Here is a 25836-nt window from a genome sequence, read left to right on the forward strand (position 1 = left end):
CATAACTATATAATTATTTTTTCTTTTCCATAACCGCAAAGTAATTCCCTTCACTATCAGCAAAGTTAAACACTTTACCAGTAGGCATAGTTACCATTTCACCAACTGTAACATTTTTATTTGTTAAATCTGTATATAATTGATCAAGATTTTCTGAGAAGAACATTAAAGATGGTGTAGCAAGATTCAATTCTGGGCTCATTTTGGAGATAACCTCTTTATTATGTAATATGATCCTCGTCTCAGCATCATTAGTTGGAGCAATTTCAATCCATCTCATTCCTTGATTGTTATCTTCCTCTGCGATTACATGAAACCCTACTTTTTCGGTCCAAAAATTTACTGCCTCATCTTGATTATTTACATACAACATAATTTGTCCAACTTTATGAATCATTTATTTTCCCCCTAATGGTTTTTATATTCTAAGTAGCTTTCTACAGGTGCTATTATTATTCCTTTTTAATTTATATGTATTTCTTTACGAAATTGATTGACTGGCTCATTCCGTCAAGTTGGTCAAAATAATCATTTCTTTCAATCATGTTATACCCGTCGAATCCAATTTCGTCTAATGCCTTGAAGAATGTATCAAAATCCACTTCACCATTTCCTGCTGCGACTTCTATATACTTACTTGAACCATTTCTTTTTACTTCTTTACAATCTTTAATGTGTGTTTGTACTATATACTCTTTTAAGAGAAATAGACTCTCTATCAGATTTTCATTTACATCACTTATTATATTTGCTGGGTCAAAGTTAACAGCTAATCCTTTTGCGTTTATATTTTCTAAAAATCTTTTTAACACTATCGCTTTTTCAGATCCCGTCTCAATTGCGAAGACTCCCCCAAATTTAAATGCTAAATTTCCTATCTCATCACAAACCCGTTCCATTTTATTATAGTACTCACTTTTTTCATCATCTGGAATTTTCCCAATATGAGCTGTTATTATCCTTGCTCCGAGTTCTAACCCCTTGTCAGTAGTATATTTAAACTGATCTATTGCACTGTCAATTTCCGTTCCTACAATTCCATTTTCTCCAAAATTAATTGCTAATGATGGAACTTTCATTCCATTAAGAGATAAACTTTCCTTTAAAGTAATCCATTCTACCTTTGAAATATTAGCTAAGTTGAAGTTCTTATTCATAGCATATAATTGAATATATTTTAAATCCCATTCCCTCGCCTTTTGTATCCCTTCGTTTACTTCAATATGTTTCGTATTTAAAAACATTCCTAATTTCCTATCCATACATGTACCTTCTTTTTATTATTTCATATCAGTTTTATATTCGGCTTTTTTATATTATTTCCTTGTACAGACTAAATGAGAAATACTTCACCTTTATCGATATTTCTTATAGTAGCGTTAATAAAACTCCCTTTATTATTCAATTACAAACAAAAAAGACGTAACTACGTATAGTTACGTCTTTCCATTTATTTATCTAGGCTTTTTCTTCCCAGTAAATGCTGGTTTCTTTTTCTTTGGTGCTTTCGGTTTCGTTTCTACAAATGATCCGTTGAACATTTCTTGTTTCGTAAACACAATACCTAATTTTTTTGCAAATTGAAGTAATTTACGCTCTTCTTGTTCTGTTACAAGAGAAACAACTGTTCCTTCTTTACCCATACGTCCAGTACGGCCTGAGCGGTGAATATATTGGTCTACTGTATCTGGTAACTCTAAGTGGATTACGTGTGTTAAATCATCGATATCTAATCCACGTGCTGCAATATCAGTAGCAAGTAAAATTTCTAATTTCCCGCTGCGGAATGCACGCATCGTTGCTTCACGTTCTTGTTTGTTCGCTTCTGCGTGAAGAGCTGCTGCTTTCATTTTACGGAATTGCAATTTCCGAGTAATTTCATCTAAACGGAATGGGTCATTTAAGAAGGCAACTGCTTTTACATTTCCCATATGCATAATTCTTCTTATATAATCATTTTTTTCACGACGCTCACAAACGATATACGTGTGTTCAACTAGGCTCTGTGTCTCTGAACGTGTTACACGTACTAATTGTGGTTCAACTGTCAAATCACGTGCCGCGTCTTCTGCCGCTTTCGTTATTGTCGCCGAGAAAAATACTAATTGACGATCGCGCATCGTTGATTTAATTACATCAAGTACAGCACCCATCATCTTTTGTTTTACAATTTGATCAAACTCATCAAATACAATCGTTTTCACTTCATGCATCTTTAACTTTTTCATACGAATCAATTCTAAAATACGTCCTGGTGAACCAACAATTACTCTCGGGTGTTTCTTTAATTTTTCTACTTGGCGCTTAATGTCTGCACCACCAATTAAAGACGCACCAGAAATATCAGTTCCCGCTGTAAACTTTTGAACTTCTTCATGAATTTGCATTACAAGTTCACGAGTTGGAGCTAAAATTACAACTTGAGGCTGTTTAACTTCAGGATTAATTTTATGTAAAAGGGGTAATAAGTACGCTAATGTTTTTCCTGTTCCAGTTGGAGATTCAGCTATAACGTCTTGTCCTTCTAAAATAGTTGGAATCGCTTGTTTTTGAATTTCAGTAAACTCTTTAAAACCAGCCTTTTCCCAAGCTTGTTGTAAAAATGGTTGCATATCTTTTATCATTTGTTTTTCTCCTTTATCTCTATTTTTGAAGAAAATGTTGTATTGTTCGCACCGTTTCTATCATGTGTGAAATAACAGCTATTAAATCATCAACATGGTCTTCTGTAATCGCTTTTTGAAATAGAACCTCTACCTTATTATGATATGAAATCGCTTGCTTATTATATTCGTATGAAATTTTCTGTGTAATCATTCGCTCTTTTCCCCAAATAGATTGCAATAAAGCTTCAATTTCTTGGCATCCTATCTCTGGCTGTTCCATTTCGAACGAGAACGCTAACTTCATTTCACAACCTGGTATAAACTGAGGTACTTCCAATATTTCACCTGATAAATTCTTCGCATCAACAGATAGTGAAAATATCGCTTCTACCATTGTTTTAAATGTTTCTGTTAGTTGAAATGAGATACTATACATACGGCTTAATGAAGCAAGATCCATCACATCTTTTCGATCTGTCACAAGAATATCACCGTGTAAATCGAAATCATAGACAGCTCCTTCTACGATTACTTTTAAATTTTCAAAAGCAGTTGGATCAAACATAATTTCCTCCAAAAAACAGGCGCCTTTCTATGGAAAGGCGCCACTTGATGTATATATAGTTTACAGATAAACGAGATGAATTACAACCTTTTAGAATAAACCTACTGCTTTTCCATCTTCATTTACATCCATTTGAAGCGCAGCTGGCTGTTTAGGAAGACCAGGCATTGTTAACATTGTTCCTGTTAATGCAACGATAAACCCTGCGCCGATAGATGGTTTCAATTCACGAATTGTAACAATAAAGTCAGATGGGCGACCTAATTTTGTTGCATCGTCAGAAAGAGAATACTGTGTTTTCGCCATACATATTGGTAGGTTACTCCATCCTTCTCCTTCAAATTGAGCTAATTGTTTACGTGCTTTCGGTGCAAACTCAATATCTTTTGCGCCATACACTTTTTGAGCAATTGTACGAATTTTTTCTTCTAATGGTAATTCTAATTCATAAAGTGGTGCGTAGTTGTTTTCACCTTTTTCAATTTCTTTTAACACTTTCTCAGCAAGGTCTACACCACCTTGGCCACCTTTCTCCCAAACCTCTGTTAAGGATACTGCATAGCCACGCTCATTGCACCATTCTTGTAAGTATGTAACTTCTGCATCTGTATCTGTAATGAATTTATTAATTGCAATTACGAAAGGCACACCGAAGCTTTGAATTGTTTCCACATGTTTCTGTAAGTTTTCCATACCTTTTGCTAATGCATCTACATTTTCTTCTTTTAATTGATCTTTTGCTACGCCGCCATGCATTTTAAGCGCACGAATAGTCGCAACAATAACAACTGCTTCTGGTTTAATGCCAGCTGCACGAGCTTTAATATCTAAAAACTTCTCTGCGCCTAAATCTGCACCAAATCCAGCTTCTGTAATAACATAATCACCTAATTTTGCTGCCATTGTTGTAGCGATAACACTGTTACAGCCGTGAGCGATGTTCGCAAATGGTCCGCCATGAATGATAGCTGGTGTATTTTCTAACGTTTGTACTAAGTTCGGTTTTAATGCGTCTTTTAATAATAATGTTAACGCACCTTCTACACCTAAATCTTTAACCGTTACAGGTTGATTTGCAAAGTTATAAGCAACTACGATGCGAGATAAACGTGCTTTTAAATCTTGAATATCTGTTGCAAGGCAGAATACGGCCATAATTTCAGATGCTACAGTAATATCAAAACCATCTTCACGTGGTACACCTTGAACTGGTCCACCAAGGCCAATTACTACGTTACGAAGGGCACGATCATTTAAGTCAACACAGCGTTTCCAAACGATTTTACGCGTATCAATTCCAAGTACGTTTCCTTGTTGGATATGATTATCAATAAACGCCGCTAATGCGTTGTTGGCAGTTGTAATCGCATGAATATCTCCAGTAAAGTGAAGGTTAATGTCTTCCATTGGTACGACTTGTGAAAAACCGCCACCTGCTGCTCCGCCTTTTAGTCCCATCGTTGGTCCAAGAGATGGTTCGCGAAGTGCAATTACTGTTTTCTTACCAATTTTATTAAAAGCTTGACCTAAACCAACTGTTACTGTTGATTTACCTTCTCCAGCTGGAGTTGGGTTAATTGCTGTTACTAAAACAACTTTACCGTCTTTCTCATCTTGTAAACGCTTAAAAATATCAAGAGATAACTTACCTTTATAATGCCCGTATGGCTCTAATTCATCTTCTAAAATATTTAAATCAGCTGCAATTTCTTGAATTTTTTTCATACTTGCTTCTTGTGCGATTTCAATATCAGATTTAACTGTTGTAGTAGTTGTCATATACCCTAGTCCCCCTTTAATTGGTTCTGATGATATTGTATCAGTTTTTTGTATTTTCTGCACTTATTTACCTCCTAAAAATTCTTTGATTTCGTTATACGTTTTTTAACATAAATACCCATAAAAATGTTAATGCTTGTTGTAACTCTGTAGGTAGTTGACCTAACATCTTCTCATTTACTCCGCGCTTATATACACCGGTTCCATCTACAACTTCAAAACCTTGTTCTTTCGCTAACTGTTCAAATTCCCAAGGCATCATCGTATTGCAAACAACATCTTTGCCGTATAGGCGAGGATAACTGTTCTCTCTCGGTTTTGCTGTCGGTCCTAAAATTGCAATACACGCGTATCCATCTTTCTTTAAAACACGCTTTATTTCATTTAATGCTCGCAATGGCTCCTCGGTCCATTCTAAAGAATTAATTGCCATAATTGCTTCAAATTGCTCATTTTCAAATGGCAATGAAGAAAGATCACCTTTTATAAAAGATAAGTTTAGGCCTTCTCCGCGTTCCTTACCCTTTTGAATCATAACTTCCGATAAGTCCACCCCAACCGCTTTGTACCCAGTAAGACTTAATTTATATGTACCATACCCATCACCACAGCCAACATCTAACACTTGTACTTCCTTTTCCACGTACTGTTCAAAAAATGGAATGATTGTACTCCTGCTCCCGCTATCCCACATTTCTTGACTATTTTGATTCCAAAACTCTGCATTGTTATCCCATTTTTTCTCTGCCGATTCATGCCAATTAAACTTCGCCATACATTCCCCTACCTTCAGTTATTATCATTCATTTCATTCTACATCATTTTCCAAAATTCCTGTTTATCCCGCATTAACGGGCAGTAGAATTCGGCGAATGCGAGGAAGTTAGGTGGGAGATAACTGCCCGTTAAAGCCCGATTGGTGAGGGCTAATAATCAGTGGGGGATGGACAAAACCCCCACTGATTAAAGTTTCACTTTATCTTCATAAGGAGATGCACAGGGTAACAACGGCATCTATTTTCTCCAATTTTTGCTTTACTTGGGTTTAACTCATACTCATGTTCTTTTTCTTATGAAAGATACTATAGATACACCCAATTGAAAGAGAGGGATGTACATGCGAAGAAAGAGAAATCATCATTTTAAAAGTGGTGAAAAAAATGAAGAGTATGCAGCTGAAATATCTCCAGCTGGCATTCCAATTAGACATGAGCGCAAAGAAATTGCAAATGAAATAGAAGGTACAAATACCGGGGCAATGATAGGCTATGTCGCATTATTTCTTTCGTTATTCTCAATTGCTTTTTATCCAGTTACACTTGGTTCTCTTGCGATTTTAGTTGGTTTATTAGCTGTTAATTTCGGAGCAAGAACACTTGGATATACAGCAATTGGTTTTGGTAGTTTTTCTGTTTTATTTACTTTACTTTATCCGCTTGCTTTGTCAGCGTTTTAAAAAAACACACCAAGTTATACTTGGTGTGTTCATTCATGATACAACATAATATGACCGCATCCACAACAATGCTTTGCTATAATTTCTTGAAAGACCGGATAATTCTCTTCATCCCTATGTTCAATAAACACTTTTTCAAATCGATACATGTTTGGCGCATATGCCCAATCTTGTTTCGTACGAGCGTACAACGTTGAGGAAAAAAACTCCTCACCACCGCAAACGATGCATGTATTCTTCATCACTATCCCTCCTATGCTTGTCTTACTTCATCTATATGAACATAAGCATAAAAAAAAGACCTTCTATTACTAGAAAGTCTTTTCTGAAACAAAAAGAAATGTACCAAACATCCCTACTCCGCTATATTCTTTCGTAACACCAGCTTCTGTTTTAAACGTTTGCTTTACAGTCATAAAGAATACACCATTTCGTGCATCTGTACTTTCAAACTGTAATTTCTCTTTTTTTTCATCTACATTTTGTGTGCATTCAAAGCTACTCTCGTCACATTTCAATGCATACTTATCCTCTAAATACAATTTAAAATCTGATTCTTTCGGACAAGTTATAAGTAATATCGCCACGAGAATAATACTTACAATACCCACAATTGTATAATATTTCTTCATTTGTTCTCCTTTCAAAAGACAAGAAAACTTGACTTTATGCGCCAAGTTTTCTTAGTCTACAACCCATTGCCACTCTTGTTCTTTCTTATCAAAAATGAGCCAACCCGTTTCTGTTGCTTCCGCTTTCAATTCATCGATATTATCTAGTACCTCATCCGTACTTTCGAATGACCCTACTACATATACCGGAATTTCAAGACCTCTTCTTGACTCAATTTTCCCCGCTAAATCAATGTATAACCCATCTTCCATTAAAGGAATAAGCCCAAGGATAACTTCCTTTGAAATTGCTGGGAAAATTTTTGATTTTTGGAAGAAAGTAAAACGTTTCTTTCCAAACGAACCGAGTTTATATGGAATTACTTTACTTAGCATTCCTACAAAATCACCGATTCTACGGTAATACACTTTGTTGTACCAACCGTCATCATGTGAAAAATAAACGAATCTATTCTTCAACAACGGGAAGAACGTTCTTCCAAGTGGTTCTTTTTTGTGAGCCAAATATAATAATTCTGCAATTTCTTTTGGCTCTAACTCATCTAAATCGCTTGCATCATCGAAATCTACCCAACAAAATTCATCAAATTCATCAATCTCTGCTTGAATGAGTTTATGTATGTTTTCTTCCTCAACATATTCAAATAAAGTATGATAATGAAAATCTGTCCACTCAAAATTATGCTTTAAAAGCAATACTTGATGAAGCGGTGAAGGGATGTTACTTGCAAACTCTTTAAACGTAATTCCAGATGTAATAAAACAATGACCCCGACGATTACCATTAATATATATCATATTGTTTACTTGGTCAGATCCTCCAGACAAAGCACCTAGCCACCTTCGTTTTGTATGTTTCAATTCTATAGCATATTTTAACATGAAAAATTTTAGAAACATAGAAAAAACTTCAAAAACTATTTACAATTTCATGTGTTTTATTACATACTGATTACAAGAAAAAACGCCTGCTTATGAGCAGGCATTTTTAAAGGATTTCATCTGGGTTTTGAGGGTGATGATTTCCCTCTTTCTTTTCATCTGTTTGGAACATCGATTGAATTTTATCAATTGTTTGTGGAGCTAATTCAATTATTTTTTCTGCTAAATGTGTCGCATTTTGTAAATGAAGAATATTTACCCCGTCTTTATTCACGACTAGAAATGCTACTGGTGTAATTGACACACCACCCGCACTACCGCCACCAAATGCAGGGTTACCGTTCGTTCTTTGTCCATCATTCGTCTGGAAATCAGAACCTCCTGCTCCAAAACCGAACGCTACTTTAGAAACTGTTAACACTACACCACCGTCAGCCGTTTGAACAGGCTCCCCAACAATCGTATTTACATCGACCATTTCCTTCAAATTTTCCATTGCTGCTTTCATTAATCCTTGAATTGGATGATCCACCGTTCATAACCTCCTTTGTCATATCTTTCCTAGTTTTTCCGAAACTTTGTGAACTAAACATAAAATTTCATATTGATTTCAAAAATAAAAAGTTATAATATTTAGAAAAAATAAAAAGAGGTCGGTTTACTATGCTCAAAAAATTAACTCAAAATAATCATGAACAAGTACTTTCTTTTCTAAAAGAAGAAGCAGCAATGAATTTATTTATTATTGGAGATATTGAAGCTTTCGGTTATGATACAGCTTTTCAAGAATTATGGGGAACATTCAATGAGAACGGAACATTAAAATCAATTTTACTCCGCTTCCATGATGCATTTATACCGTACAGTAAAGAAGATTTTGTTACCTCTGACTATGAGGCACTTCTTTCCGTATATAAGCCGCTTAAACTCTCTGGCAAGTCAACTATTGTAGAAAGATTCGAAACTGCTCCAAGTATACAACTAGGTACCAGAAATGAAATGTATTTTTGCGAATGTCTTGATGACAATAACTTACCTAGCACACCAATTCATGAAACAATTAAACTTGCCTCGCTAGATGATATAGAGCGAATTATGCATTTACGAAGTAACATCGCTGAATTCCCAACCGCTAATGAATCAGAAAAAATTTTAAGGCAAGCTATCGAAACAAATACAGGACGTACATACTATATTGAAAAAGACGGTGCAATCATTGCTTCCGCTTCTACCTCTGCTGAAAATTCATTATCAGCTATGGTTGTTGGAGTCTGTACACACCCGAATCATCGCGGGAATGGCTATGCTTCGCTCATATTACAGAAAATGATTCAAGACTTCACAAATGAAGGCAGAACGCTTTGCTTATTTTATAACAACCCAGCTGCTGGACGAATTTATAAACGATTAGGTTTTAAAGATATTGGCATGTGGACGATGTATCGATAATAATGCATAACACAAGCAGAAGAGGCTGCCTATTATAAGTAGCCTCTTCTGCGTATACTAATATCTATTCACATGTACTCCGCTTGCCCTTACTATATGATATACTACGAATTTACTTGTTAACGCCTGTTAGTTTCTATAACATAATAGATCAATTTAAATCTTTTATCTTTTACAATTGAACCAATTAGGAACGCTTTATCACTATTCTCTGTTCTTATTTAGATATATTTTTTGACTTGCTACTGAAATTTTCTAATAAATGGGAAATTCCAATACCTACTCCACCAATAATTAGAGCAACAATAGCTGTTAAAACCCTTTTTCTCATTGGCTGCGGAAAGAAGAAGGAAGAAAAAAATAACACTGCGGTAAAAATACACATTAAAATACGCCCTTGTTTAAACATGCGTGATTGCTCATTTTTTCTTTGTCAAATAAAAAATGAATCCTCTATAACCATGGGGATAACGTTAAAAGAGGCACCCAATAGGCCACCTCCCAAGTAAAACTATTAGTAATACATGTTACATACTTTCAACAGATTTTCCATACAATTTATTTCTATTTTGCCCTATTCTTTTTTCGATTTCTAAATATAATCTCTAACGCTACCACTGCTATGAATCCAACAGTTAGTTGTAAGCCTGTGAACAGCAACTTATCATTTAGTAGAATATCAGATGCACTCCAGAGCAGCACTGAAGGAACAAGTATGCCAATGATTACAATGGTTCTCATTATCTTTCCCATTTTGTTTCCCCTATCGTGTTTTTAAAATCTATATGTATTTTTAAACTAATCTACAATTCGACTAATTTCTCACGTAGAACTAATTCACTCTCAGTCATATACCCTCTATGCATTTCCTCTACAATCTTATCATGATTAAAACACAGTACTTTTTCATCACCTAGATAGCCCACTGGGTAAGGAACGCCCACATAATCAAAATCACGTTTATCTGCTGATACAACCATTCTTCCAATGATCATAATAATCGGTTCTACCTCTTCTAGTTTTACTACTGTTCCGATTGGTAAAAGTTTCATATATGTTCTCCTTTTTATTGTTATAAAAACCACTCAAATATTATTAAAATCTACAAGTTAAAGTACCCTCAAAATCACAAATAATTCCTCTGTATTTGTGACCATAGGTATCCCCTATCATAATACACAGAGCATACTTACAATAATTGAATTCTTCCTTGTTTAAGTAAACTACTTATCTCTATTTTTTTTAAATTTATTAGTTATGTATTCTAATAAGTTCGTTGTACCAAAAGACAAAAGAGCTAGCAATATTATAAAAGCAATTAACGCTAATTTTTTTCCCCACCCATAAGGAGCAAATAAACTAAATATAAGTAAAGCTGAAAACCCAAAAATTTTTATAACTCTTGCTTGTTTAAACATAATTACTCTTGTCCTTCCTTAACAAATTTACCAAACAAACCACCACCAACTTTTCCTCCACCAACATACGCACCAGTTTCTTGGCCAACATGAAGCTTATAACCAAATGTTCCTAATCCTAATTCTCCACGTACTTCAAAATCATATTCACCTATTATTGGGATAAAGTCTGGGATATCAATTTTTGTTGATAATTCATATTTTTGAACCGTTAACTCTGCATCATCTTTTAAGGTGTAATCCTCAATTCCAAAAGCTACAGAACCATCTAGGAATTTTTGCGTTGCCTTCATCTCCTGATCGAATATAGCACTAGTTGTAATGGTATTCTCTAGACCTGTAACACCTGCTTTTCCTCCAATAATGTTGCCTGTAAACAAGTCTTCCTTTATGGTATCAAAGGAATAAGGAGCATTTACATCAATCTCACCATGTCCTGCCTTAAACATGAATTTAGTGTTTTCCGAAATATCAAACTTCCCTGTTACTAAATCCCCCTCTGCTTTCCCACCAAGGCGGCCATCTTCTTTCCATTCAGCTGAACCTATAAAAAACTCAGTTTGACCGTTTACGCGGTCTTGTAGATACAATGAACCCACAAAACTAGCAACCTCCATATTATCAGTTTCTTCAAATTTTTTTGCGGTTGCAAGTAGAAACTTCTCAAGCGGCTCTAATATGGTTATAAATTGTGCCATTTTAAATGATGAATCACGGAAATCCGTATTAAATTTCATATAGGTTGAGCCCAACCAATTACTAGAAATCATATCAATATCTCGCTTTAGTCGCTCCTGTGTTGCAGTTGCATTCGTGATAGTTGATCTAATAGTCCCTGCCACTTTTCTCAACTGTTCAGGAGTAACTTTTATATCCCCCATAGCCATTCCCCTTTAAATATTTATATAGAATATTTTACCACAGAAAATTAATTTTACAGAATAATATTTTTTATACTCTTAAAAATCCGAAAACTCCCCCTCCTCAAGAGAATCAATTTTAATCAATACTATTAAATGCACAGATAGCTGATAACGAGACGGAAGCAATTCCTAGTACTCTTTTCCTAGATTATTTGTACACAAAAAAGAGCAACCTGTGCAGGCTACTCTTCCTGAAATCGCTCTTCATGGGAAAAATTATTGTGATAATCCCCACCTATTTTATTAGTCTTATTTATTATTAATTTTACTATACATCCGTTCGTAAAGTTTATTAGTACCAAGTGCACATGCTCCTAAAATAAGAACACCTATAATAAATCCAATCTTTTTAGGTAATTCATAAGGAGACATAATAGCGACTACAAGAAATATAGCAATTGCGACATATGTAATATATTTTCCAGCCTTAAATGGTTGCACATTAATATGCCCCTCTCTTAATCCTCAAATTTAATGGTACCACCTATTCCATAACCATCTCTAACGTATAATCCCGTTTCTTATCCTAATTATTATTGGATTATCCCCACCCTTTTTCAAACTTTATTTTTGTTTAAATTTGTTATATATTCGTCCTACCACTTTATTCACTCCCAAGGAAATGGCTCCTAAAATTAAAACAAAAATAATAAGAGCAATCTTTTTAGATAGGCTATATGGCAATAACATAGAAAATATAAGAAGTATCGCGACTGCAACATATGTAATATATTTCCCCATTTTAATTGGATCCATCTCAACTCCTTTGTTTTTTCAACTTTAATAAATCCTTCAAGTCCAAATGCTTCTCCAAAGTAACCGTCTGTCTCAGCATCTAATTGCATCCTAGAGCCAGATGAACCTAGTTCAACTTCTCCTATTGCTATCAGATCATGATCTCCTATAACTAGAGTGAAATCTAATATAAGAAAAGATTTCATTCAACTTCATACTTATTAACCGGAACTTCTATTGCTAGCTTGGCTGTCTACATAATCAAAATTACATTTTTCTGCCGATTCAAGCATTCTACCAATAATTATAAAGATTGTTTTATTTCGTTTAGTTTCAATACTGCTCCAATCGGAAAAAGTTTCATTTATTCCACTTTTTATGTATCTTTTGATAAACTCTTTCAAATAGAACTGAAGACCCCACAGCTATTACACCAAATAAAAATACTACAAGTACATTTATTAATCTTGTTTTATTGTCTGCAGGCACCATAAAACTCGCGATGAGTGTTACTAATGTGCCAATAATAATTATAATTCTTCCTTTCTTTAACATTCAGTTACTCCTTTTTCTTTATCCAATCTACCTTTATAGCCATATTAACTGAATTTGTATTCATCTATATTTAGAATAATGTCAGAAATATCTATTTTTCTTCATTTCAATTTATAGAAAAGAAATACTCATCAATCCAAGTTTCATTTATTTATCCTCCTGCTAATATAATCCATTAAAGTAATAGCTCCGATCCCCATAGCTCCCCAGAAAACCATACTAAATATATATATTACCTTTTCCTTAATTGAATATGGACCCATTAGTCCAACAATGATTGAAATTACAACTCCTATAATCATTACAATTTTCGCGATTTTTTTCATCCTACTGTCCCTTATCTATCTGTTTATTAAATTTTTGATTCACCATAATTAATTTATTAGCAGGATATACCTATAATAAATTAGATCCTTCCTTTCTTAAACAAACTAATTATTTCTATTTCTCTCTCTCTAAATTTATTAGTTATATATTCTACTAAGCTTGTAATCCCAAGAGACATTACACCCAATACAAGTATAAAAGTGAAAGTAATAATTTTCCCTTTTAAATCGAAAGGAAAAAACAAGCTAGCAATAGCCATTGCTATAAACCCAATAATTTTAATGATTTTAACATTTTCTTATTCCCCTTGTTTTTTAACTTTACAAATAGACCACCAATTACTTTTCCAATTGGTTAAATTTTCTTTTATTCCTCTTTTCTTTGTTTTTTAATAATGTTATCTAATAAAGTAATTCCACCTAGCCCAATTGCACCATAAACAAACATACCTAATGTATGTACGATCTTTTCTTTTAACGAAAATGGAGCTATTAGTCCTGCAATGATTACTATTACAATTGCTATTATCATTACGATTCTTGCAATTTTTATCATCCTATTACTCCTTATCCGTCTTCTCAAATTTTACAAATCTACAATTTTGGACTTTACTACTGTTCCCACTTGTAAAAGCTTCATTTTCATTCCTTTTTATCTTTTGTTTTTCCAAAAAATTTCATTATGTACGTAAATCCAATTGCTAATCCGCCAAAAACAAGTACAAAAAAGAAAGTAAGAATACGATCCCCTAATGGCTGCGGAAAAAATAATGAAAGTAATGCAATAATAGGTACTGTTATTAAATATATAGTTCTCATTCGTTTGAAAGGTAGCATTTATTTACTCCTTTTTCCATTGAATTTCTCCATAAGATTTATAACAAATGAGTTCCATACTAGAGAAAAACCAGTAAATATAAGAATAGCTAGTGAAATAACAATTTTATCTTTCCACGTTTCTCCATTTATCATAGCGAGTGTAATGAATAATACTGCAGCAATACATATTACTATTCGTGTTACTCTACGCATTTTAATCCCATCCTCACTCTTCTTTCTTTAATTTAAATAAGAATTCTCCACCGTATTCATTAGGTGCTGTTGCGGAAAAGCCTGATGCTTCACCTGCACGGATTTTATAACCATACCCACCCAGTATGATTTCACCTGTAACATTTATATCATGAAATACTGATATAAGGATAAAATCAGGGATCTTAATCTTCGTATACTTGCAAAGCTATCATGTTTTTTTCTTCATATTTATTTATAGTAATTTTTGCTACTTCCCCTCAATTTTCACCCCTATTATATCTTTTTCAAAAAATCTTATTTAACTGCATTCCAACTATTAGATAAATTAAATGCAACAAGAGCACTTCCCACCGGAAATATTTCTCTCACTTCAAAGTCATAATTACCTGTCTTTCAACAAACCCAAAATCTTCGTACATCTCTTTTGCAAAATTCCCAGCAAATACATTCAAACGAATTTCGGAATACTTCTCCTTCAATTCCTTAATGCCAGCCTCCATCAATTCTCGCGATAATCCTCTCCCACGATATTCCGGGAAAACGTATAACTCATATATAAACCCAAGTTTTTCATGAGAAAAATAGTCAGTATTTTCTCCTATTAATATCCAACCCATTACTTTATTTGCTTCTTTAACGACTAAATAATATGCTCCCTTTTCTATAATTGGCTCTGTAATTTCAATCGCTTTCTCCGTACTTAACTGACAATTCCCTCTCGTCCCTTCAAAAAGCGCTTGAGCTGCATATTTTAATATTTCATTTGTATCTTCTTGATTTGCCTTTATTATCATTTTTCACAACTCCCCTTGAATAATAGGCATTATTATCGCTTGTTCAAGATTCTCCGCTTCCATAACAATTGCCATTAATCCCTTTTCTGTACTTGTTTCATGAAACTCACCCTTCCCCCAAAACACAGCTTGTCCAGCTTCTACTGTCACTTTTTCTTTATCTGCCCCGCACACATATCCTTCGCCGTCCACAATAAGAAGCAGTTGAGATACAACTGCTTCATGATATCCGATGATTCCATTCTCTTGTAAATGCATAGCACCGATATGTATATTCCCTTGATGGTTTAATATTTTCGACATTATGAAATTAGATTGAAATACTGCTATTTGCTTTCCCACTTTTTCACTAAAATCAAAAATTTTCACTTCTAGTCCTCCTTATATGTATAAAACCATCCTTACTGTCTGCATCAAATGTCCTTCAAAATCCTCTTCAAATTGCTCTAATTCCGCAAAACCTTTCGCTTCATAAAAGCGCTTTCCTTTTTCATTTGCTGCTTCTACATGTATGTACAGTTTTCGGATCCCTTTTAATGCCTTAACCCCTCTTTGTAATAAAGCACTTCCTATCCCTTTTCCTTGCTGATCTGGTAACAAATAAATCGCACCTAATTCTGCTTCGTTTTGCAGTCTAACAGGTGAAAAATTCGCAAATCCAATTACTTCTCCCTCTTCTTCTTCTGCAACGAATAAATGTGTATTTTTAAGACGATATTTCATTTTTTCATCAGAATATGCTTCCTCTAAAAAACTATCTTGAACCTCTCTCGGAATAATTCCTTCGTAAGTATCATGCCAAGCTATTTTTGCTACGTTTTGTACAGCAGGAATATCTTCTTGCTTCATTTCTCTAATTACATATGTCATCTCGCTGTCTCCATTCTCTTTAAATTATATTCTGCTAATATACTAGAAGAAATGGCAGAACCATTTTCATAATTTACCTTAATTAATTTTAACTTCTCAATCGAAGCTATTGTAACATCAAATTTTTCATATATATATTCCATTACACTTAAAAACTGATTTGAATTTAATCCATTAGCAATCGTGCAATGCGGAACCCATTTTCCTGGCACGTAATAGGACTGTGGATTATCATGAAAAGTTTTGAAATAATCATGATAAGAATGATGAAATCTTAATAATTCATCGGTAATGGTCGGTGCTAGAAAGATCGTTCCGTTAGTAGGAAAAGTTCCCACAGAAGGAAAAGTTACAGCGGCGATGTTCTCTTGAAAAGCTACAAACTCCTCTAATTTCTCCGTATATAAATTAACATCTAACTCATTATAATCAGCCAATGTTATATGGGGTTCTACTCCAGCTAGTTGATTTATCCCTATTATATTTGTTAATTCATTTTGCAATTCTCTAATTTTATTAGTGAACACACAATCAAATGTAGCAATAATAGCGTACATGCTTCCTCACCCCTTCGTTACACATAGCGCTTCCCATTCTTCACGAATCATTCCCATTCGAATAGAATCATAGTATGTCCCGTTATAATATCGGCATTTTCGCATTCTACCTTCTAAGCTCATTCCTATTTTCTCCGCTACTTTCATCATTCGTTCATTACCAGACCAAGTCGTGAGCCCTACTCTACCAATTTCCATATTTTCAAATAGTAAATCTCGATATAACGTTAATGCTTCTGTACCGTAGCCACCATTCCAGTATGTTGGATCATAAATAACAATTCCCATCTCCAACCAACGCGTCGGTTTATGCTCCCAATAAAATCCGACTGTCCCTATAATTTGACCGCTATTTTCTATTATTAAATTTGATAGTGGTTCTTCTTGTAAACGAGTTTGCATCTTCTCTTTATAGGACGAGTATTCTTGCATTGCAAACGGAAAATACGGTGCATCCCATTTCTTCCATTCTGGATTTTCTTCTTTATATATGAAGCTCCATAATGTTTTTATATCTGATTCTTCAATTGTGCGAATTGTAACTTTGTTCCCCTTTAATATAACGTTTTGCATAATTTCCTCCTACATTCCTCTTTATTTCATATATAATTATAATATTTTTTCTGAAAAATCAAAACAAATATCATTTTTTATATTGTATAATTTTATTATAAGATACGAATTATTTATGTAAGTTCGCTAATTTTTTCGAGTTTAATTTAGAAACGGAACTTCGGAAAAAATTAGATGAAGTACGAACTCGTAACATAGTTAATAAAAAATAGGAGGTTATATCCCTCCCATTTTAGCTAAATATTTTATTTTCCTTCTTTTCTATCTTAAGTAGAATCCCTTTCTCTATCCAGCCCTCTACTCCATCTTTTTTAATTAAATCATATCCCATGCATCTACCATCAATTAAAGAAACTGTATCCCCTTTTCTAATATTGATTTGCGCGCAAGAAATTTCGGTTTTTACCGTGTGTTCACCTGATTCAAGTTGCTTTATATACTCGTTTTTCACATGAAGTAGTTCATTTGTTCCTTTTTGTTTACATACGGTAAAATCTTTCATTCTCTCCACAGGCTCTATGTAATAATGCGGATATGTAACCCCGCCCTGCATTTCTGAGTTCGCATTAAAATCGGCCAATACTTCATACTGCGGAAAATGATCTACATATGTATAGGAAAATGGATCATTTAAAACATCTTGATGAATAATAAATGCATTTAATTGCCCTGCTTCTTTAATTGCATTACCACCATCAATCGCAATAATTTTTTTCTCCTTATCAATAACTGGATTGTTAGACGGCGCCTCCTCAGAATAGTTCACAACAGGCCAATGTCCAACAATTACGTACTTATCCGCCCTGTGTGACTTATTGAAAAACTCTGGCATTGCAATTGCATTTTTCCTATCTGTTTGTTTCCAATCCTCTCTATCTTCAAGGCCAGCATGTACAAAGATATAATCCTCAGTTTCAATAGCAGTTGGCAATTCTGTTAGCCACTTTATTTCTTCTGAAAAATGGTTCATTAATATGTTTTTCAGTTCACGAATATCACTTTCTTCATGAACGATAACGTTTAATCGCTTTAGCCATTCATTAAAAATTGTATTTTTTCGCGTACATAAATAATTAATTAGCGCAGGATTTTCATTTACAAGCGCTTCAACTACAACTTCACAATTCCCTTCAGTTACATAAACATTTGGCTTGCTAACTACTAAATCCATCACATAGTTTACGACGCCAATGCTATCGTTCCCCTTCTCACAAAGGTCTCCATTTATAATTAAATAATCATCATCTTTAAAATTAACTTTATGTAATAATTCCTTTAAAAGATTTAATTCGCCATGAATATCAGATATTACGATAACTCTTACACCTTTTGGGATTAATAGTTTCTGAATTTTTTCCAAGTATAAACTCCCCTAACCTTCTTCTAATTCAATATTATCGTCTCAATTATAAAGAGACTATTCGACAAAATAAGTAATTAACCCTCCTCATTCTTCAATTCTAAATTAAAAGGGGGTCCATATGTTCTCACACATAGAACCCCCTTAATATTATAATTCTTTATAAAAAGAATAGCTTACCTTATCATAGCCTTCTCTTTCATAAAAACGATGTGCATCAATCCTTGGAAACGCTGATGTAAGAACGATAGAACTGCACCCTTTTTCTTCCCCCCATTTTTCTACATATGACAGCAGAACCTTACCATATCCTTTTGATCTGTGAGCTTCTGCAGTTACAAGATCATATACAAAAACATGTTTCTCATTATAGAAATTCGTACAAATTGCTACACCAGCTAGACTAACAACTTCGTCATCTTCATTCTGTAACGAGAGTAGTTTATAATTTTCGTCTTTCATTTTTTGAAATAAAGAACTTGCGTCTTCTCTTGAAAGTTTCGTTCGTAATTGCTGTAATACAGGGAATACATCATGTAAATCAGCTTCTGTTACTACTTCTCTAATATTCATTATGATTCTCTCCTTACTATTTCAAAAGTTTTCTAAATGTTATATCATCATTATAAAAAGTAACTGCCCCTAACTTAAGTGACAGTTCGATTATTTTTTATATGGCCAGTTTTTAAAGGAGAATTCATAAAATGGATCTTACTATCCCATTGCAATTAGAAAGTAAAACACCAATTTACTTACAAATTTACGAATATATGAAACGAGAAATCTCTCAGGGATCACTGCCTGCCGGTACACGCCTTCCTTCTCACAGAAATTTAGCGGTACAACTTAATGTTAGCCGTATTACTGTTGAATCTGCTTATCAACAATTACTAGCTGAGGGTTATGTAGAAAGTAAACCGAAACGTGGGATTTTTGTTGCAGAAGTTGATATCGATGTCATTCAAAATAAACAAAAAATTGTGTCAAACAGCGCTAACAATATAAAAAAAGAACAATATGACTATGATTGTAGCCAAGGGCTTATTGATCAAAAAGCTTTTCCAATTACAAACTGGAAAAGAGCATTACACGAAACTTTATTCCAATATGAAAATGAATTATTTGCTAAAGAAGATCCTCAAGGTGAATTCGTTCTACGAGAACATATTTCAAAGTATTTATATCATGCTCGCGGGGTACATTCTACACCTGATCAAATTATTATCGGAGCAGGTACGCAGCCTCTTCTTTGGCTACTACTTCAACTGCTTGGTCCAAAAAAAGAATACGGAATCGAAAATCCTGGATTTCACCGTATAACTGCTATGATTCAAAGTGCTGACCTTCCTATTCACCCTATTCCTTTAGATGATAAAGGCATTCATATTTCAGCTTTACGTGAATCAAGTGCTAATGTAGCATACGTCACTCCATCTCACCAATTTCCACTTGGAATAATTATGCCTTTATCTAGAAGACTCGAACTATTAAAATGGGCGAATGATCGCGGGGGATATATCATTGAAGATGATTACGACGGGGAATTCCGCTATGTAGGAAAACCTATTCCTTCTTTACAAGGACTAGATTCAAATGAACACGTTATTTATATGGGAACTTTCTCGAAATCCTTTTTACCTTCTTTACGAATGGGATATATCGTCTTACCATCTCATCTTTTAAAAATCTATAAAGAGCTTGGAGGCATGTTTAAACAAACTGTTTCTACAATGCAGCAACTCGCTTTTGCCACCTTTATTCAAAATGGTGATTGGGAGCGTCATTTAAACCGTAGTCGTACGTTATATAAAAGAAAGCATACATTACTAGTTAAATCTATCAAAAATGAAATGGAATCTCGTGTTCAAATACTTGGCGAACAGTCCGGACTGCATATCGTACTTCATGTTCATAATGGTATGAACGAACAAGGACTTATTCATGCTGCTACAAAACAACGAATCAAATTGTACCCACTCTCTACATATGATTCTGTACATAATTTAAGAGAGGCGTCATATGTATTACTCGGTTTCGGCAGTATTCCAGAAGATTGTATCGAAACTGTTGTCAAATTACTGAAAAAAGTCTGGTTCCCTAACTAAAAATAACTCCACGTAAGTTATACTTACGTGGAGTTATTTTCATTCACTATTTTTCTGATACTTGCCCTGATCTCGCTGTCCTTCCCGGACGCTTAACACCAGTTGTTTCAGTTGAATAGGAAGCTTCAATTATAGCAGTTGGATCTACAGAGAGAACGAGATCTTTCATTTTCGGATAAATGAATCGGTTTGTAATGCAATAAATGATTCTCTTGTGCTCTCCTAAAAAACCACCTTCTCCATGTAGATACGTAACGGATAATTGCAATTCTTTCATAAGTAGATCGCCTATTTCTTTATTTTTCCCAGAAATAATCATGACGCTCTTTCCTTGATTAATACCATCTAATATGAAATCAATCATCTTCGTAACAATATAGAAAATTGCTAATGAAAACATCGCCTGTTCGATTGAAAATAAAATGGCAACAAAGATGAAAATCACCGCATTTACGGCAAGTAAAAATGTACTAATGGGTACTTTAAAATGCTTGTTCATCCAAACCGCTAACATTTCAGATCCATCTATTGCTCCGCCCATTTTTACAACAATCCCAACACCAACACCAAATAGAACTCCTCCATAAAGTACAATTAATAATTCCGAAGTCGTAATTGCTGGAAATGGTTTTAAATAAATCAATCCGAGTGTTGTAACAACATTTGCATAGGATGTACGGATGAAAAACTTCTTCCCCATTACTTTTGCAGTAAATAGTAAAATTGGGATATTAAGTCCTAAAAACACTCCATAAAGCGGTAATCCAGCAACTTTATTTGCCATAATAGCAATCGCGGTTACCCCACCGTCTACTAAGCCATTAGGCGCTAAAATAAGCTCTAGTGAACCCGCTACAATAATGGAGCCAATTGTTAATAATACGTATTCAAATACTTTTTTCATTCATTACCCCCAAAACATATATATTTTCTTAGTATTATTTTAACGTAATTTTACTACTAATTCAAAGATATCAGTTTATATACACAAAAGTTTCACCTTTACGGTGATTCTCATGTAATTTATTTAAAGCCTAATACAAGAAACACACTTACAGATTAAAAGTAAGTGTGCTTTTAACATCTACTTAAGCTTTAAATACGGCTTCATTTTTAATTTAAATATTTCCTCAACCGCTCTTTGATACCCACCAGCATTTCGAAGTGACTCTCCAACTTTACGACTATTTTCCTTAAACGTTACATCATACATTACTTTCTTTACAGTCTCACGTAACAATTCAGAAGTTAATTCTTTACGATTAAGCCTTATTCCAGCTCCTACTTCGGTCACTCGTTTCGCAACTAAAGGCTGATCTCCTGTTACCGGAATTACAACTAACGGGACACCGTAATATAGTGCTTCACTCGAACTATTCATACCACCGTGTGTCACGAATACATCAGCGTACTGTAATACTTCTAATTGCGGCACATAATTATACAACTTAAAGTTATTCGGAATGTTTTCAAATTGACTTATATTTATCTTCTTACCAACAACTAATACGACTGTCGCTTCTACATCTTTAAACGCTTCAAAACATTTTTCATATAGCTCCGGTTGTTCATTAAAAACTGTTCCCATAGAAATGAAAATCACTTTTTCATCTTTTAAATCTTCAATAGGAAAGCTGCCTACTTCTTTTCGAGTAGCAATTGATGGACCGACAAACTTATACGATTCATCGAATACATCCGAATGCGGCTGATATTCTTTGGAAGTATATACAATAGTAATATCGCCAGGATGATTCATAATATCATACAGACTATTACATTTCATTCCATACTGCCCTTTCCATCTTTCCATTCCCGCTAAACAAGATTGGTATAGTGGATTAGTTTCATCTATTTGTCTCGATTCTTGCTCATCATTAAAAGTAACGTACTGATTAAAAGCAAAAGTCGTACAAGAAGAAACACTTGGTAATTGTAAGATATTCGCTATAATACGTCCTACTGGAAAATGATTATCATATATCAAATAATCGTACTTTTCTCCTTTTGTTTCTTCTACAATTTGAGTAACAATACGCTCTGATGCTTCAATCATATGAGATAGCATCGTCAAAGGACTCCCACCTTCATTTACTCGTTCCATAATATTAATTTGCGAAAGAAAATTTTCAAATGCTCGAAATTCAGCACCTGTTGCTTGAACCTTTTTTCTGTAATCTTCAATACAATATGACACGACTGTTTCCCCACGTCGAATTAGCTCACTAACAACTGCTAGCGTCGGATTAATATGACCTTCTCCAGGAAAATTTATTACGAGTACATTCGCCATAACACTCTCTCCTTTCCAGTTAATATAACAAAATTAATAATTAATTTCATTAATTAATTTAAATCTATTATATAGGAATCTATTCTACTTCTTCATATTTTTCTCTCCATTTTATTATTGAGAAATATTTTTATAACCCACACTATTATGATTACACAATCTTATAAATGAATGCTTAATTCCCTTTTACTCTTCATATCCTGTAAGTTACGAGATTTGCATTCGAGCATTTTTACACGTTTATCATTCAAAAATATTATTTTGATAATTCATACAAAACTAGAAAAATATAATTTCCACGCTGATTTCTCACTATAAATTTATTTATGTTCTGTATTGTCCCCTATCATTATCCACTGGGTACATATTCTGTTATATAATAAATTTATAGAATTTACAGAAAAAGGAGCCCTTTCATGTTACAACAACTATTCACCTCACCTATTCTATCCGTTCAAGCCTTACACCCAGGCTATGAAGATCATGCAAGCGACGTTTTTCTCGTCCAAACAGAAGATAAAGAAGTTATCGTTCGTTCTTCTAAAATGAATGAAGAGCCAAATAATGATTTTTGGTGGGGATGCAAAAATCTATTTGGCATCGACCCAAGGAACGTGCATCATTTGGAAACGATACATACATTGCTGCAAAATCATACAAATATTCCCATCCCAACTATTTTAGAAAAACATATTTTAAATGGTCGAGAGTTCGTTGTTGTCGAAAAGTTAGTAGGCAAAACAGTTCAATCCTTTATCGGGCAACCAGATTCTATATTGTTCAATCTCGGACAAGGACTAGCAAAAATTCATATGTTTAAAGCAAATTTCATAGGAAATCCGTCAAGTACGTTCCAAGTTCCACTAGATGAATTCCAGCCACACATTTTAAAAGTGAGTAACGAGCTTGTGAATATGTTTTATTCCGATAACGAGAGCATACAAAATGCATTTCATAATTTTGAATTACAACTCTCTTCCTTATCTGTACCAATGGAATCTACACTCGTCTTACTTGATATGGACCCTACTCAATTTTTATCAGATGGTACATCTATAACTGGTTTAGTAGATACAGAAGCTTACGCAGTTGCTCCACGAGAATTCGATTTTATCGGATTAGAATATGTACTTACAGAAAAAGAGGCGTGTGCTTTTAAAACAGGTTATGAGACCATTATGCCCATTCCTAGTCTTAAAGAATGTAGACAACCCTATCGATATTTATATCGCTTATTATCTGTTCAGGGTAATGTGGAGTTAGAAAAGTGGTTACGTCATCCATCATATTTTTAATAACGATTGCGAGGGATTATGAAATGAATATTGAAAAAAAGAAATCTTTAACAACAAACGAAATTCAGCAAATGAAAGATTTAGCTCATATTTGCGGGCAACAAGATAAAATTGATTACTCGTCAGAGTTACATGTCAACTTTTTAACTGCTCGTAATAAAGATGTGATAAATGATTTTCTATTTTATGATAATACACAATTAATTGGTGCATTAAGTATGTATGACTTCGAAAGACCAACTAAACTAGAGTTAATAGGGTTTGTTCATCCGGACTATAGGAAACAACATATAGGCACTACTCTTTTACAAGCCGCAATGAAAGAAATACAAAAAAGAGAAGCAGATGAAGCCCTTCTTATAAATAATGGTGACTCTATTTCAGGGAAATCATTTGCAAATCAAATGAACCTGCCTTATTTATACAGTGAGTACGGTATGGAGTTCAAAACAAACGAAGCACAAAAAACAATGAAAAATAATATTAACCTTACCGTTGCATCTTCTGAATTACTTCCTGAACTTATAGAAATCGCTAGTAAAGCTTTTGGAGATTCAGCAGCAAATACGTCCACATGGCTACAAAAAATGATGAAGTCACCTTCTCATCAAGTTTACATTGCTCTTATTAATGAAAAAGCAATTGGAACGATTACCGTTACTGAGCAAGAGCAATCTACTACACTATCAGGATTCGCAGTTCATCCTTCTTATCAAGGTAAAGGGTATGGTAAAGATATTCTTAGTTATATGGTACATACACTTATTACAGAAGGAGTTTCAACAATTGAATTAGACGTCGAAACGAAAAATAACAATGCTTTAAAACTATATACACAATGTGGTTTTGAAATTAAAAAGAAGCATGACTATTATAATTTAATGAATCTTGAGCAGAATACATATGTCTAAAAAACTAATTTATTCTGATTATGATATTTTTGCAGACATCTATAATAAGCATTGGGGACATTTTGCAGAACACTCCTATCCAGCCTATCATAAATTCGTTTTACAAGATGCCGCTTCTCACTCCCGTATATTAGACCTTTGCTGCGGAGCTGGTCATCTTACTAGGAAACTAATTGATAATAATTTTATAGTAACTGGTATAGATGGTTCTGCTCAAATGATCGAACACGCACGTCAAAATGCGCCAGATGCAACCTTCATCGTCGATGATGCTCGCTATTTCAATATAAATGAGCAATTCCACTACGTCATCTCAGCCGGTGATAGCTTAAATCACATTATGAAGTTACACGAGCTAAAAGACGCTTTTCATCATGTTTATTCGGCATTATATGATGGAGGTACATTCGCATTTGATATGAATACAGAAAAAGGATTTCTTGAAAACTGGAGTGCTTCGTTTCATATTTCAGAATGAGAATATGTTTGTACCATTGATTCCACGTATGATAGTGAAAGTAACAGAGCGGAAATGAACTTCATACTATTTAAACATGACATAGATGATAGTTGGAAAAGAAGTGACTTTTCTTTTGAGGAAGCTTGTTATTCCAATGAAGAAATAATTTCTTCATTGGAATCTGTAGGATTTAAAAACATTCAACTACATGGTGCAAATAGAATATTTTTCATTTGCCAAAAATAAAAAAACTGAAT

Annotated in this window: 37 protein-coding genes and 1 pseudogene; 6 read left to right on the forward strand and 32 right to left on the reverse strand. The window is 34.0% G+C overall.

Going from position 1 to position 25836, the window contains the following annotated elements:
* Positions 1 to 13: 13 nt before the first annotated feature.
* The 6 genes from QCI75_RS16550 to QCI75_RS16575 all read right to left on the reverse strand — a co-directional run bounded on the left by QCI75_RS16550 (position 14) and on the right by QCI75_RS16575 (position 5725).
* Entirely contained in the window at positions 14 to 397 is a 384-nt protein-coding gene (locus tag QCI75_RS16550; RefSeq protein ID WP_353760851.1) for a VOC family protein, read from the reverse strand.
* Positions 398 to 467: 70 nt separating this feature from the next.
* Positions 468 to 1262, reverse strand: coding sequence for a sugar phosphate isomerase/epimerase family protein (locus QCI75_RS16555; RefSeq protein ID WP_144504224.1), 795 nt, complete (start codon positions 1260 to 1262; stop codon positions 468 to 470).
* 192 nt (positions 1263 to 1454) lie between these two features.
* Entirely contained in the window at positions 1455 to 2624 is a 1170-nt protein-coding gene (locus QCI75_RS16560; protein ID WP_144504226.1) for a DEAD/DEAH box helicase, read from the reverse strand.
* A 19-nt stretch (positions 2625 to 2643) separates the two neighbouring features.
* The gene (locus QCI75_RS16565) at positions 2644 to 3171 is read right to left on the reverse strand and encodes a hypothetical protein (RefSeq protein WP_144504228.1); all 528 of its coding nucleotides are present in this window, start codon (positions 3169 to 3171) and stop codon (positions 2644 to 2646) included.
* Positions 3172 to 3261: 90 nt separating this feature from the next.
* On the reverse strand, positions 3262 to 4950 hold the full coding sequence (locus QCI75_RS16570) for a formate--tetrahydrofolate ligase (protein ID WP_033712195.1): 1689 nt from the start codon (positions 4948 to 4950) through the stop codon (positions 3262 to 3264).
* Between the two features lie 94 nt (positions 4951 to 5044).
* Positions 5045 to 5725 carry a class I SAM-dependent methyltransferase gene (locus QCI75_RS16575; protein ID WP_144504230.1) on the reverse strand — a complete coding sequence of 227 codons (681 nt, stop codon included), beginning with the start codon at positions 5723 to 5725 and terminating at the stop codon, positions 5045 to 5047.
* A gap of 342 nt (positions 5726 to 6067) precedes the next feature.
* Here QCI75_RS16575 and QCI75_RS16580 point away from each other — a divergent pair, with 342 nt between their 5' ends.
* Positions 6068 to 6406, forward strand: a complete 339-nt coding sequence (locus QCI75_RS16580) for a hypothetical protein (protein ID WP_001253195.1) — start codon at positions 6068 to 6070, stop codon at positions 6404 to 6406.
* A 29-nt stretch (positions 6407 to 6435) separates the two neighbouring features.
* On the opposite strand, the gene QCI75_RS16585 is transcribed toward QCI75_RS16580, so the two are convergent.
* The 4 genes from QCI75_RS16585 to ytfJ form a co-directional block, all read right to left on the reverse strand.
* A complete protein-coding gene (locus tag QCI75_RS16585; RefSeq protein ID WP_144504232.1) occupies positions 6436 to 6648 on the reverse strand; it encodes a hypothetical protein in 213 nt (70 codons plus the stop codon).
* Positions 6649 to 6717: 69 nt separating this feature from the next.
* Positions 6718 to 7038, reverse strand: coding sequence for a hypothetical protein (locus tag QCI75_RS16590; protein ID WP_144504234.1), 321 nt, complete (start codon positions 7036 to 7038; stop codon positions 6718 to 6720).
* 51 nt (positions 7039 to 7089) lie between these two features.
* Positions 7090 to 7866 (reverse strand): hypothetical protein, encoded by a 777-nt coding sequence (locus QCI75_RS16595; RefSeq protein ID WP_002118738.1) that lies wholly within the window; start codon positions 7864 to 7866, stop codon positions 7090 to 7092.
* A 160-nt stretch (positions 7867 to 8026) separates the two neighbouring features.
* Positions 8027 to 8452 carry a GerW family sporulation protein gene (ytfJ, locus tag QCI75_RS16600; protein ID WP_098775927.1) on the reverse strand — a complete coding sequence of 142 codons (426 nt, stop codon included), beginning with the start codon at positions 8450 to 8452 and terminating at the stop codon, positions 8027 to 8029.
* Positions 8453 to 8583: 131 nt separating this feature from the next.
* Between ytfJ and QCI75_RS16605 the strand changes: the two genes are divergently transcribed.
* Entirely contained in the window at positions 8584 to 9369 is a 786-nt protein-coding gene (locus QCI75_RS16605; protein WP_144504236.1) for a GNAT family N-acetyltransferase, read from the forward strand.
* Positions 9370 to 9586: 217 nt separating this feature from the next.
* Here QCI75_RS16605 and QCI75_RS16610 read toward each other — a convergent pair whose 3' ends face one another.
* The 20 genes from QCI75_RS16610 to QCI75_RS16705 all read right to left on the reverse strand — a co-directional run bounded on the left by QCI75_RS16610 (position 9587) and on the right by QCI75_RS16705 (position 19088).
* Positions 9587 to 9778: a hypothetical protein gene (locus tag QCI75_RS16610; RefSeq protein WP_353760852.1), complete on the reverse strand. Its 192-nt coding sequence runs from the start codon at positions 9776 to 9778 to the stop codon at positions 9587 to 9589.
* Between the two features lie 155 nt (positions 9779 to 9933).
* Positions 9934 to 10122 carry a hypothetical protein gene (locus QCI75_RS16615; protein WP_353760853.1) on the reverse strand — a complete coding sequence of 63 codons (189 nt, stop codon included), beginning with the start codon at positions 10120 to 10122 and terminating at the stop codon, positions 9934 to 9936.
* A gap of 50 nt (positions 10123 to 10172) precedes the next feature.
* Positions 10173 to 10421 (reverse strand): DUF4176 domain-containing protein, encoded by a 249-nt coding sequence (locus QCI75_RS16620; protein ID WP_078184777.1) that lies wholly within the window; start codon positions 10419 to 10421, stop codon positions 10173 to 10175.
* Positions 10422 to 10592: 171 nt separating this feature from the next.
* Positions 10593 to 10787, reverse strand: coding sequence for a hypothetical protein (locus QCI75_RS16625; protein ID WP_077316981.1), 195 nt, complete (start codon positions 10785 to 10787; stop codon positions 10593 to 10595).
* Positions 10788 to 10789: 2 nt separating this feature from the next.
* Entirely contained in the window at positions 10790 to 11668 is an 879-nt protein-coding gene (locus QCI75_RS16630; RefSeq protein ID WP_078184776.1) for a WXG100 family type VII secretion target, read from the reverse strand.
* 291 nt (positions 11669 to 11959) lie between these two features.
* Positions 11960 to 12151 (reverse strand): hypothetical protein, encoded by a 192-nt coding sequence (locus tag QCI75_RS16635; RefSeq protein ID WP_063217707.1) that lies wholly within the window; start codon positions 12149 to 12151, stop codon positions 11960 to 11962.
* 123 nt (positions 12152 to 12274) lie between these two features.
* A complete protein-coding gene (locus tag QCI75_RS16640; RefSeq protein WP_063217708.1) occupies positions 12275 to 12466 on the reverse strand; it encodes a hypothetical protein in 192 nt (63 codons plus the stop codon).
* A 339-nt stretch (positions 12467 to 12805) separates the two neighbouring features.
* Positions 12806 to 13000, reverse strand: coding sequence for a hypothetical protein (locus QCI75_RS16645; RefSeq protein ID WP_063217709.1), 195 nt, complete (start codon positions 12998 to 13000; stop codon positions 12806 to 12808).
* Positions 13001 to 13143: 143 nt separating this feature from the next.
* A complete protein-coding gene (locus QCI75_RS16650) occupies positions 13144 to 13326 on the reverse strand; it encodes a hypothetical protein (protein WP_353760854.1) in 183 nt (60 codons plus the stop codon).
* Between the two features lie 80 nt (positions 13327 to 13406).
* Positions 13407 to 13586: a hypothetical protein gene (locus tag QCI75_RS16655; protein ID WP_353760855.1), complete on the reverse strand. Its 180-nt coding sequence runs from the start codon at positions 13584 to 13586 to the stop codon at positions 13407 to 13409.
* Between the two features lie 107 nt (positions 13587 to 13693).
* Positions 13694 to 13882: a hypothetical protein gene (locus QCI75_RS16660; protein WP_078184774.1), complete on the reverse strand. Its 189-nt coding sequence runs from the start codon at positions 13880 to 13882 to the stop codon at positions 13694 to 13696.
* Positions 13883 to 13968: 86 nt separating this feature from the next.
* Positions 13969 to 14163, reverse strand: a complete 195-nt coding sequence (locus tag QCI75_RS16665; RefSeq protein ID WP_078184773.1) for a hypothetical protein — start codon at positions 14161 to 14163, stop codon at positions 13969 to 13971.
* On the reverse strand, positions 14164 to 14358 hold the full coding sequence (locus QCI75_RS16670) for a hypothetical protein (protein WP_063217713.1): 195 nt from the start codon (positions 14356 to 14358) through the stop codon (positions 14164 to 14166).
* A gap of 368 nt (positions 14359 to 14726) precedes the next feature.
* Positions 14727 to 15155, reverse strand: a complete 429-nt coding sequence (locus QCI75_RS16675) for a GNAT family N-acetyltransferase (RefSeq protein WP_063217714.1) — start codon at positions 15153 to 15155, stop codon at positions 14727 to 14729.
* Between the two features lie 3 nt (positions 15156 to 15158).
* Complete coding sequence (locus QCI75_RS16680) at positions 15159 to 15524, reverse strand: cupin domain-containing protein (protein ID WP_353760856.1); 366 nt, start codon at positions 15522 to 15524, stop codon at positions 15159 to 15161.
* Positions 15525 to 15536: 12 nt separating this feature from the next.
* Positions 15537 to 16025, reverse strand: coding sequence for a GNAT family N-acetyltransferase (locus tag QCI75_RS16685; RefSeq protein ID WP_144504246.1), 489 nt, complete (start codon positions 16023 to 16025; stop codon positions 15537 to 15539).
* Positions 16022 to 16582 carry a 2'-5' RNA ligase family protein gene (locus QCI75_RS16690; protein ID WP_144504248.1) on the reverse strand — a complete coding sequence of 187 codons (561 nt, stop codon included), beginning with the start codon at positions 16580 to 16582 and terminating at the stop codon, positions 16022 to 16024. Before QCI75_RS16690 ends, QCI75_RS16685 begins: the two co-directional genes overlap by 4 nt.
* A 6-nt stretch (positions 16583 to 16588) precedes the next feature.
* Complete coding sequence (locus QCI75_RS16695; RefSeq protein WP_144504250.1) at positions 16589 to 17155, reverse strand: GNAT family N-acetyltransferase; 567 nt, start codon at positions 17153 to 17155, stop codon at positions 16589 to 16591.
* A gap of 232 nt (positions 17156 to 17387) precedes the next feature.
* The gene (locus tag QCI75_RS16700; protein ID WP_353760857.1) at positions 17388 to 18515 is read right to left on the reverse strand and encodes a metallophosphoesterase; all 1128 of its coding nucleotides are present in this window, start codon (positions 18513 to 18515) and stop codon (positions 17388 to 17390) included.
* 150 nt (positions 18516 to 18665) lie between these two features.
* Positions 18666 to 19088 (reverse strand): GNAT family N-acetyltransferase, encoded by a 423-nt coding sequence (locus tag QCI75_RS16705; RefSeq protein WP_144504254.1) that lies wholly within the window; start codon positions 19086 to 19088, stop codon positions 18666 to 18668.
* A gap of 131 nt (positions 19089 to 19219) precedes the next feature.
* Between QCI75_RS16705 and pdxR the strand changes: the two genes are divergently transcribed.
* Complete coding sequence (pdxR, locus tag QCI75_RS16710) at positions 19220 to 20620, forward strand: MocR-like pyridoxine biosynthesis transcription factor PdxR (protein WP_144504256.1); 1401 nt, start codon at positions 19220 to 19222, stop codon at positions 20618 to 20620.
* Between the two features lie 46 nt (positions 20621 to 20666).
* Here the strand turns inward: pdxR and QCI75_RS16715 are convergent, their stop codons facing one another.
* Both QCI75_RS16715 and QCI75_RS16720 read right to left on the reverse strand, forming a co-directional pair.
* Positions 20667 to 21524, reverse strand: coding sequence for a YitT family protein (locus tag QCI75_RS16715; RefSeq protein ID WP_353760858.1), 858 nt, complete (start codon positions 21522 to 21524; stop codon positions 20667 to 20669).
* A 180-nt stretch (positions 21525 to 21704) separates the two neighbouring features.
* Positions 21705 to 22913, reverse strand: coding sequence for a macrolide family glycosyltransferase (locus QCI75_RS16720; protein ID WP_144504260.1), 1209 nt, complete (start codon positions 22911 to 22913; stop codon positions 21705 to 21707).
* Between the two features lie 416 nt (positions 22914 to 23329).
* Here QCI75_RS16720 and QCI75_RS16725 point away from each other — a divergent pair, with 416 nt between their 5' ends.
* The 3 genes and pseudogenes from QCI75_RS16725 (at position 23330) to QCI75_RS16735 (ending at position 25825) form a co-directional block, all read left to right on the forward strand.
* Positions 23330 to 24208 carry an aminoglycoside phosphotransferase family protein gene (locus QCI75_RS16725; protein ID WP_144504262.1) on the forward strand — a complete coding sequence of 293 codons (879 nt, stop codon included), beginning with the start codon at positions 23330 to 23332 and terminating at the stop codon, positions 24206 to 24208.
* Between the two features lie 23 nt (positions 24209 to 24231).
* Positions 24232 to 25119 (forward strand): GNAT family N-acetyltransferase, encoded by an 888-nt coding sequence (locus tag QCI75_RS16730; protein ID WP_353760859.1) that lies wholly within the window; start codon positions 24232 to 24234, stop codon positions 25117 to 25119.
* Positions 25112 to 25825 (forward strand): annotated as a pseudogene (locus tag QCI75_RS16735) (class I SAM-dependent methyltransferase). The gene QCI75_RS16730 and the pseudogene QCI75_RS16735 overlap by 8 nt, the downstream one beginning before the upstream one ends.
* Positions 25826 to 25836 lie beyond the last annotated feature (11 nt).

It is taken from the genome of Bacillus cereus group sp. RP43 (assembly GCF_040459645.1).
In the GTDB taxonomy this organism is placed as follows: Bacteria; Bacillota; Bacilli; order Bacillales; family Bacillaceae_G; genus Bacillus_A; species Bacillus_A mycoides_C.